The organism is Psychroflexus torquis ATCC 700755, assembly GCF_000153485.2.
Taxonomy (GTDB): Bacteria; Bacteroidota; Bacteroidia; order Flavobacteriales; family Flavobacteriaceae; genus Psychroflexus; species Psychroflexus torquis.
In genome coordinates this window covers 744498-754912 of sequence record NC_018721.1, presented here as the reverse complement: position 1 = coordinate 754912, position 10415 = coordinate 744498, and the positions used below count along the sequence as shown (strand labels likewise).

The following is a 10415-nucleotide window of genomic DNA, read 5'->3' as shown; positions in this document are numbered from 1 at the left end:
CTATCTTAATTCTTACTTGTGGATTTAAGGGGGTTAACTAAAAGCCCCTTGGATAAAGTATGTAAAAGTCTTAATTTAGTTAAAAAAAACTGTACCTATAAAAGATGTATACTCTATACTGAAGATTTGAAAAGGGTTTATACGGATGTTGTAGGGCATTAGAAAGAAAACTTTGAAACAGATAATTACCACATTCATATTTTTAGTTCTTGGACTTACCTCCTGCGAGTATGACAAGAATTCTGATTCCTCTAATGTATATTATGTGGAAAACATGTTGAGCTTTTATGACCCTTATGATAAGGACTTTGATCGCTCGATTTGGATTAGAAATTCCGAGAATATTAAAGTAGCGCACGAGACTTTCAAAAAAGTTGGATATAGAAGATTATTTCTAGAGTATAACTACAGCTACGATTGGTGTTGGATTCTAGGAGACGTGAATAAACCGTGTGATGAAATCATTGACAGTCTGCTCATCACCCATGATTCTGAAAAAATTAGATCAAAGTACTACCGAGAGTTTTGGGATAGAAGAAGGACAGAGCAAAACGACTCAATCGTATTTGAAGTATTAAAAGAAGTATCGATCATATTGTGCCAAGACATTGCAATCCCTTACAATGTAGACCACGTCAATGACACGCTTTTCAAATTGATTGAAATTAGAGAATTTGAAGATTCATTGACAGATGCAAAAGCTCTAGAGAATTTTAATTATCTAAAAAGTATAGGGTTATATAAATCGGCTTACAACTTGCTCTTTGAGAGATACCGCTATTATGATGTAGAATGGAATCAAGAGGAACTCAAAATTTCATTGAACTCTGATACGACAAACTGTTGTCCATGGGCATTTATAGAAGACAGTACGAAATGAAGATGACGAAAACCTGTGTTTGTCCTTAAGTGAAAAAGATCAATGAATACTGTTGGCAGACCTTCGTTGCCTTAGAATCTCAAATACAGTATTTTTAGTGGTTAACAAAAAGCCCCTTGGATAAAGCATACAAAAGTCTTAGTTCAGTTAAAAAAACAACTTTTTTATAGGTATATTCCCTATACCTAAGATTTGAATTGGGTCTATATGGATGTTGGCTATCATTAAAAGAATATAAATTAAATAAAAAAATCATGAAAAAAATCAGAATTCTATCCCTAGATGGTGGAGGAATACGAGGTATTTTACCCGGCATTGTATTAACCCAAATCGAACAAAAACTTCAAGAGAAAATGGGAGACTCAAATGTTAAACTATCTGATATGTTTGATTTTATGGCAGGCACAAGTACAGGAGGTATATTAGCTTTAGCTTATCTAACACCCAATGAAGAAAACCGTCCCAAATTAACTGCTCAAGAAGCGGTAAATATCTATTTAGATAGAGGTGATGACATATTTGATGTTAGCAATTGGCAAAAAATAAAAAGCCTAAATGGTCTAGCAGATGAAAAATATAACGCTTCTGAACTTGAAGAAGCTCTTGAAGATACATTTGGAGAATTGAAATTATCAAATTTATTAAAACCCTGTATAATTAGTTCTTACGACATAAGAAATGGTAAACCTCATTTTTTTAAGCAGCACAAATCAAATAATGACATTTACAATTTTAAAATTAAAGATGTTGCTAGAGCTACATCTGCAGCCCCAACCTATTTCGAACCTGCGCGAGTTAAAAATGATCTAGGAACTCCTTATCCTTTAATAGACGGTGGTGTGTTTGTGAACAACCCCTCATTAGTCGCCTACTCAGAAGTTAGGTCTATGACTTTTGAAAATATGGAAAACTTTCCGTCTGCTAAAAATATGATGATTGTATCTATTGGGACAGGTAGTGTAAGTAAAGGTTACGAATATAAGAAAGCCAAAGATTGGGGAGCCATTGGATGGATTAAACCTATTATAGAAATAATGATGTCTGGTAATTCTAAAACTGTCCACCATCATTTAAAACAAATATTTGGAACATTAGAAGAACAAGACCAAAAAGATTATCACCGCCTTGAACCTGAAATAATAACAGCTGATACTGAAATGGACAACGCATCCCTTGAGAACTTACAAAAATTAAAGGAAGATGGTTTATCATATATTTCAATTCAGAGTATAGATAAAGAACTAGATGCAATTGTAGAAAAACTTATCAATTACCAAAGCTAAAACCTAATACTGTAAAATCTCTATTTAATTTATTTTCAATTACAATTGCATTGATAACCTCATGTGTTTCAATACCAAAGGAAACACTATTACTTTCTAAAACAATAGGGAAAAATTTAGTTGTATTACACAATTCTCACAGAAAAACTATTGAGATTCATTATTCAAAAGTGAAAAAGATATAAATACTTTTGTTGATGATGTTAATGCACCTTTTATCATTCATTATATAGTAAAAAAAGAGTCAGAAAAATAAAATAATGATAAAAGCTCTTTATACTCAATTATTGAAAACGCTGGTAAAGACAAATCAAAAGAGGCTAAGAAGAGTCCTTCTCTTTTAATTGTGTAGCTCATCACAAACTTAAGTGCATACATACAAACTCAAGTCATCGAGGCGTCTAGCTATGTTCTGTGGTCAGGCTTTCGTTAACATAGCAAAGAAAGAAGCATCAATTCACTAAAACCAAAGAAATAAATACTCGAGTTTTGTCTATTCACAACAAAACCATGGAAAAGACCATTGGATAATACATAAAAGTGATAGTTTAGATGAAAATAAAAACAACGTTCTAATAGATAGAGAGCCTATGCTGGAGATTTAAATAGGGTTTATATTGGTTCTGTGCATAATTTGACAAAAAACCTCTATCCAATAATTTATGAAAACAATATTTTACATTTTAGCTATATGTCTTACTATAGTTAGTTGTCAGAAAGAAAACACAGCGAATTCGATTGTATCTGAATTTGAAAATCGAATATTGAACTCTGAATCTTGGGAATATGATGTTCATTACAAAATGAAATATTTCAGTTCTGATGAGGATACATTGAACTACTATTCAAATTGTAGACTAATCAAACATAAGTTAGATACTATCTTCGGTGGTAGTTTTTGGATTAAAAATGATAGTATCGACAGATATTATGATTTAGAGAACATCTATATTATTAATCATAACAGCAAAAAAATAACAAAATTCTTCCCGAAAAAAGGACAAGATGGGGTTATAAGAGGTAATACGGTAAGCGGAGTTTTAGACTCTTATTTTCTTAAACCTAACAGGCTTTCGAAATATCTAAAAGATTCAACTATTGTCGCAAAGTTAAATGACACATTAATAGGTAAAAAGAATCTCAATACGATAGAATTTGCATTTGAAGACGAATTACCAATTGAAAAACAGACAAAGATATTTTATTTTAATGATGATAACTATTTGAAAGATATTATTTATTCGGTAAAATTTCAAAACGAATGGCAATATAATGAATGGCATTTTTCAAATGAGAAATTTAATAAAGTAAATGATAAAGTATTAAAATCGGAGTTTGATAGATTAACTAAGGACTATGAAATTGAAGATTATAAAGAACCTAATCCTAAAGAAATGGAGCCATTGGCTATTGGTTTGAAAGCGCCAAAATTTAAAGGATTAAGATTTAAAGAAAAAGACTCAATTACATTACAAGATCATAACGGAAAATATGTCATTTTAGACTTTTGGTACAAGGACTGTTTTCCTTGCATAAAAGCAATAGCATCGCTAAATGAATTAAGGACTAAATATTCTGCAAAGGATTTAGTAATTCTTGGGTTAAATCCATTTGACAATAAAGAAAAGAATAAAGAAAAACTGAATGACTTTATTGAGATAAATAAAATGAGCTATCCAACAATTTTCGTGGATCATAAAGTCACGAAAGAATATAAAGTTAGAGCTTATCCTACTTTCTACATCATAGATACTAAAGGAAAAATTGTGTATTCAAAGGTTGGACATAGCGAAAAGAACGAAAAAGAGATTGATAGTTTATTAAAGAAGTGGATAAAATAACTGACAACAATAATTTATGATTGTTGTTGTCGGTATAGCTTATGCCGAATTTTCGGTAACCTCACCTTAATGCCCCGATCCTTTGGGAATGTCTGTATCGATCTTTCGTCGATGATCCTATTGGGATGAGTTGGTTTTGGAGTGGTTTTTCAGATTTAGAAGTGTCATCCTTTCTTCTTCACTTTAGTGACTAGTAGGCTATTTGTTTTTTTAATTTTTCTCATTAACAACTGATATATAAATGTTGTTTAATAAACCCAAACTATTAGTTCTATCTCAAAGTTCTCTGCGTTCGTGATGGAAGTGGATAGCCCGTAAAAGCCAAAAGCCAGAGAGTCTTGGCTGTGGAGAGCGACCTAAGAAGCTCCTTTACAGCACTAGAATCTCCAGCTTTTGGCTTGCGGACTAGAAACGGACAGCACGTTGAAACGCCCTATTATTTATACTTATTTTTCATCACTATATAAAAGACAAGAGGAACCAAAATAAGGGTTAAGAATGTTGAAACAATTGTTCCACCCATCAAAGACAGGGCAAGACCTTGAAAAATAGGATCGAAAAGTATGGCGACTGCTCCTATGACCACGGTTCCTGCTGTGAGTAAAATGGGTGTGGTTCTTACGGCACCTGCTTCAATGATGGCTTGCTTAAAGGCAATACCTTCGTTGAGGCGGATTTCTATGAAATCGATAAGCAAAACGGAATTTCTAACCATAATTCCTGCTAGAGCAATCATTCCAATAAAAGAAGTTGCTGTAAAAAATGCATCGAACAGCCAATGTGCTAAAATAATTCCTATTAATGAAAGCGGAATAGCAATCATCATCACAATTGGGGAACGGAAGCTTTGAAACCAGCCAACGATTAGCATGTAAATGATAAAAATAACCACTAAGAAAGCAATACCAAGATCTTGGAATACTTCCAATGTAATTTGCCATTCACCATCCCATTTTACAGAGTAATCTTCTGTATCAACAGGAATATCTGTGTACAATTCTTCTATAGAGTAGCCTTCTGGTAAGTGCATGTCTTTAAGATACTTTTCCATACCCAATATGGCGTAAACGGGACTTTCTAGTTCTCCAGCCATTTCTGCTGTGACATATACTACACGGCGCTTATTTTTTCTGTAGATGCTTTTTTCAATAGGTTGTTCTACCAGATTTACTAGGTCGCCGATGTTTACGGTATGTCCTTGCTGAGACTTTACTTTTAATTTTAAAAGATCCTTGGTACTGGACTTTTCTGAGTTTGGTGTATAGTAGGTTATGCTAACTTGTTCAGGTTCATTTTCTCTGTAAGCCTTACCAATGGAAGTATTCCCGAGACTCAACCGCATGGTTTCAACAATTTGCTGAGTGCTTATGCCTTCTAGGTTGGCTCGCTCGGTGTCAACTTTAAATTCAATCTCCTTTTGGTCGGCTTCTACACGCCAGTCGATGTCGACCACATCTTGGGTCTCGTGTAAAATATCCTTTACCTTTTGTGCAATTTTGATTTGCTCTTCGTAATCTGGTCCGTAAATTTCTGCAACAATTGTTGATAGCACTGGTGGCCCCGGGGGGACTTCCACAATTTTGATAGCTGCGCCATAGCGATCACCAATGGCTTTTACCTCTTTCCTAAACGATTTTGCGATATCGTGGCTTTGTTCACTTCGTTCGCTCTTATTGGTAATATTTACCTGAATGTCTGCTAGATGATCACCATCTCTAAGATCGTAATGTCTTACAAGCCCATTAAAGGTGATGGGAGAAGCAGCACCAACGTAGGTTTGATAATTAACCACTTCCTCTCGGTCTTTTACGTACTCTGCAATTTCTAATGTGACGGCTTGCGTGCGCTCCAGTGTAGTACCTTCTGGCATATCAATAACAATTTGAAATTCGTTTTTGTTATCGAAGGGAAGCATTTTTACCAAAACAGATTCATTTAAGAATAAAAGTACAGAAGCGATAAGCAATACAAATGTACTTCCAATGAAAAGCCAACGTTTCTTAGAACTCTCTAGAAGTGGTCTCTGTACTTTTTCATAAATTTTATAAATTCGGGTCGATTTTAATTTTTCATCACCGAGTTTGTCGGCTTTCTTAATAGCTTCTTCATCATCCTCTTCGCCATCGTCTTGTTTGCCATCGCCTTTCAAAAAATAAAAGGCCAAGTAAGGCACAATGGTAAGCGCTATAAATAGAGAAAGAATCATTGTAATAGATGCACCAATGGGCATTGGACTCATGTAAGGACCCATAAGGCCACTTACAAAAGCCATGGGAAGTACAGAAGCAATAACAATAAAGGCAGCTAAAATAGTAGGATTACCTACTTCATTTATAGCATAAATGGCGGCGTTCCTTAAGGATCGTTTCTTCATTTTGAAATGCCGGTGTATATTTTCTGTAATGATGATAGAATCATCGACTACAATCCCGGTAATAAAAATGAGTGCAAAAAGCGTGATTCTATTTAGCGTGTAACCAAATAAATAGTAACTAAGCATTGTTAAAGCGAACGTAACAGGAACAGAAATAAAGACAACAAGTCCGCCGCGCCATCCCATAGATAACATAACAACTAAGGTTACAGCAATGATTGCACTTAGTAAATTGAAAAGTAAGTCGGATACCTTTTGTGATGCTGTTTCTCCATAATTACGAGTCACCTCGAGTTCCACACCTTCTGGGATTATATATTGTTCCCAGCGTTCTTGTTGAGCCAAAATCTGGTCGGCAACTTGCATGGCATCAGCGCCCTTTCTTTTTGCAATAGATAGGGTAACGGCAGAATAGGAGGAAGGCATTTTTGCCTGTTCTGCACTTGCAGCACCGAAGCCAAACTCCACATAGTTCTTAGGTTTTTCTGCACCTTCTTCTACATTTGCTATTTGATGCAGATATACGGGTCTGTTTCCAGAAGTGCCAACAACTATTTGCTTTAGGTCTCTTTCAGTTTCGATGAATTTTCCAGTGGTGATGAGGATGTTTTCGTCTTTGGTCTGTATAGTTCCACTTTTGGACTTGGAGTGGTTAGCCTGTATCATCTTGGTAACACTCAAAATATCTAAATTATAGGAAGCTGCTTTTTGATGATCAAAATTAATTTTCAACTCTCTACTTCTGCCTCCAATGACTTCACTAGAAGCGACATTCTCCACCTTTTCAATCTCCAAAATCAGTTCATTGGCGATTTGTTTAAGGCGGAAGTCATCGTACTTTTCGCTAAAAAGCGTAAGGCCAACGACTGGCACATCGTCTATAGATCTTGTTTTGATAAGTGGCTGAGTAACGCCCTCAGGAATTTCATCCATATGGCGCATAATTTCATCATGAAGTTTTACGTAAGACCTTTCTATATCTTCACCCACATAGAATTGCGCTATGAGCATTCCTTGTCCCTGCATAGAGGTGGTGTAAACATATTCAATACCATCAATATTAGAGATAACACGCTCCAAAGGAATAATAACTTTAGATTCAATTTCTTTAGGACTCGCACCAGGATAGCCAACAAATATATCGGCCATAGGCACGTTTATTTGTGGTTCTTCTTCTCGTGGAATCAATAAAGCAGCATAAATTCCCACGGCCATAAATACAACCATAAGTAAGACTGTAATTTTGGAAGTCATAAATGCGTTGGCTAGTTTACCAGCAATACCATTTTTCATAAGATCTAGTATTTCACGGTTATACCGTTATAAAGTTTGGAGTCTGCAGAAGTTACAACGGACTCATCGCTGCTTAGACCAGAAAGAATCTCTATATATTCATCGTAGTTTACCCCAGTCTCCACCCATCTCAGCATCGCTTTATTTTCTGGGCTAACTACGTATAGACCCTGTAAACCGCCTCGATCGATAAGTGCTGATTTGGGAACAAAAATTCCTTGATCCAAAGAATCCGTAATAAGTTGTATTTCTCCTTGTTGTCCAGAAAAAAGCTGGACATCATTTTCGGTTAGTAATTTTGCTTTCACAACATATTGTCCTCCTGTTTCTGAAGACGATAAGCTCAATTCTGATATTTGGGCATCGATTTTTTGACCATCTGTCGACACTACAACGGTGGCCAGTTGTCCTTTTCTTAATGAAGAAATAGCTCGTTCTGAAACTGAAAAGTGAAATTCAAATGCATTCTCAACTTCCATTTGTAGAATCGAAAATCGGGGGTTTGCTAAATCTCCCTCTTGAGCCATTTTTGAAGTAATTACACCCTCAAATGGGGCCTTGATATTGAAATATTTTAATTCTGATTGTATTTCTTTCAACTGACTTTCTACTCCTGCTTTTTGACTTTTTACAGAGTTATATTTTAAGGAGATAGACTCCAGCTCTTTTTCTGAAACACTATTTTTTTCTCTTAAACTTTTGTATCGTTTATAATCCTTTTCGGTGTTTTCTAAAGTGGCACTTACCTCGTCGAGTTTGGCAGTAAGCTGATTTTGTTTCGACATGAGGTCATCGCTGTTTAATTTAACCAGCAACTGGTTTTCATGAACAGCATCGCCTACATCTACAAGGATTTTATCCACGTAACTTGATCCTCTAGATTGAATATCTATCGATTTTGAAGACTGAATTTTCCCCTTATAGCTTAAAAGCTGAGGTAAACTGGTGGTAGGATACTCGATTTTAACATCGACAGATATCTGCTCAGGCTTTTTATTTTCGGTTTTTTCTCCACAGCTCAAAATGCTTAATAAGAACACAGAAAAAAATATAGGCAGTAATTTATTTTTCATAAGTATAGGTGTTTGCTAAAAATTGAATGTATAACTGAGCGTAGTTAAACTCGAATATGGATTGGTTGTAAGCCAGTCGCATAGAAGATTGTTGTTGTTCTGCCCGCAGCAAATCTGTAGTGCGCTCAAGACCTTCTCCAAATCTATCTTTCCTGATTTGGTATGCTTTTTCTGCTTGCTTCAGGGATAGTCTATTTCTATTAAGTTTTTGCTCTGCCTCGCGAAATTGGCGTTTTGCTTTTTCCAACTCCATATTGGAATTGGAGGCATACCTAGAAGCTTCTAGTTTGGCTTGATCTAAACTTGCATTTTCTTCTTGAAGTTTTGCAATATTTTTACCACCTTCAAAAATATTCCAGTTAAGTGAAGCACCTACAAAAAAGTTTCTTGTGTTGGTTGTAAAGGCTTCATCTGAAAACCATTGTAGGTTCCCAAAAGCATTAAGCGTTGGCAAAAAGGAATGTTTGGCTGCAGTTTGCATTTTGGATTGGGCCTTGGTTTGCAAATCGACTGCTAAAATGTCTTCTCTTGTTTCTATTTGACTTGCGTCCATAGTCTCCACAATATTAAGCCCAAGTTTTGAAACTGGTTTTACCACAGTATTAGCATCTCTGTTCATTAAAAACAGAAGATAGTCTGAAAGATTTTGGAGTTGATTGTAAGCCGCGATGTATTCGTTTTCAACTTCATTTAACCTTACTTCTGCACTTAGTAAATCTGGCATGATCAATAGACCTTCGTCATAAAAATTTTGAATACTTTTAAAATTTTGCTCGGCAATTTCTCTAGTTTGCTCTAGTACTTCAATCCCTTTATAAGCGAGCTGAAGTTGCATATAAAGTTTTTCCACTTCAACTAAAAGCGCTTTTTCTTCAAATTTATTTTGAAGTTGTTGTGCTTCTTTTTGAGCGTTTAGCGCAGAACGTTGAGCCCACTTTTCTATATTGATAAGAGGTTGTTGAATGCTTAAAGCAGTGGTAAAATTGGAAATGGCACTTGGATTGTTCAAATTATCGATTTGAAAATCTTGCTCTGTAAAAATTCCTTGGTTCAATAATGTTCCAAATGCTTGGACGGGATTATTGGTTCTATAAAAATTATGCGAAACACTAAGCTGAGGTAAAAACGCAGCATTGGTTTGCCTATAGCGGGCTCTTGCTTTTCTAAATTCACTTTCATTAATTTGAAGTGATCTATTATTTTGAAGCACTTGGCTCTTGAGTTCTTCAAGAGTAAACTCCATTTCTTCTTGGGCCTGAAGTTGCCCAAAATTAAATAGAAAAGCTATAACTGGAATTATCATTAGGTATGCCTTCATTTTATTTTGAATTTATAATTGCAAAATTAGGAATTAAGAGGTGCACTGAATGTAACAAATGTTCTATAAATTTTGGTTATAAAATTTTGGTTTTACACCAATTTACCTCTTAAATGTCGTAAAAAATTCTGAATTATTTTTTTCTTCCAGGATCAAAAAAAAGCTAATTTACCACATTTGAAGTGAAATTGGTAATATGCGTTCGTGATGGAAGTGGATAGCCCGTAATAGCCAAAAGCCAGAGAGTCTTGGCTGAGGAGAGCGACCTTAGAAGCTCCTTTACAGCCCTAGAATCTCCAGCTTTTGGCTTGCGGACTAGAAACGGACAGCACGTTGAAACGCCCAATACTTAA

Annotated in this window: 6 protein-coding genes; 3 read left to right on the top strand and 3 right to left on the bottom strand. The window is 35.2% G+C overall.

The genetic code is table 11. The features are described from left to right. Window positions 1–172: 172 nt before the first annotated feature. From P700755_RS03315 to P700755_RS18575, 3 genes are all read left to right on the top strand, one after another. On the top strand, window positions 173–880 hold the full coding sequence (locus P700755_RS03315; RefSeq protein ID WP_041758122.1) for a hypothetical protein: 708 nt from the start codon (window positions 173–175) through the stop codon (window positions 878–880). A 254-nt stretch (window positions 881–1134) separates the two neighbouring features. After that, window positions 1135–2163: a CBASS cGAMP-activated phospholipase gene (locus tag P700755_RS03310; protein WP_015023337.1), complete on the top strand. Its 1029-nt coding sequence runs from the start codon at window positions 1135–1137 to the stop codon at window positions 2161–2163. 662 nt (window positions 2164–2825) lie between these two features. Further along, window positions 2826–4004: a TlpA family protein disulfide reductase gene (locus P700755_RS18575; protein WP_015023336.1), complete on the top strand. Its 1179-nt coding sequence runs from the start codon at window positions 2826–2828 to the stop codon at window positions 4002–4004. A gap of 436 nt (window positions 4005–4440) precedes the next feature. Here the strand turns inward: P700755_RS18575 and P700755_RS03300 are convergent, their stop codons facing one another. From P700755_RS03300 to P700755_RS03290, 3 genes are read right to left on the bottom strand one after another with little or no spacing between them, the layout of a single operon-like run. Beyond that, entirely contained in the window at window positions 4441–7671 is a 3231-nt protein-coding gene (locus tag P700755_RS03300; RefSeq protein ID WP_015023335.1) for an efflux RND transporter permease subunit, read from the bottom strand. Between the two features lie 5 nt (window positions 7672–7676). Continuing rightward, complete coding sequence (locus P700755_RS03295) at window positions 7677–8744, bottom strand: efflux RND transporter periplasmic adaptor subunit (protein ID WP_015023334.1); 1068 nt, start codon at window positions 8742–8744, stop codon at window positions 7677–7679. Further along, window positions 8734–10062 (bottom strand): TolC family protein, encoded by a 1329-nt coding sequence (locus tag P700755_RS03290; protein ID WP_015023333.1) that lies wholly within the window; start codon window positions 10060–10062, stop codon window positions 8734–8736. Before P700755_RS03290 ends, P700755_RS03295 begins: the two co-directional genes overlap by 11 nt. Window positions 10063–10415: the final 353 nt, after the last annotated feature.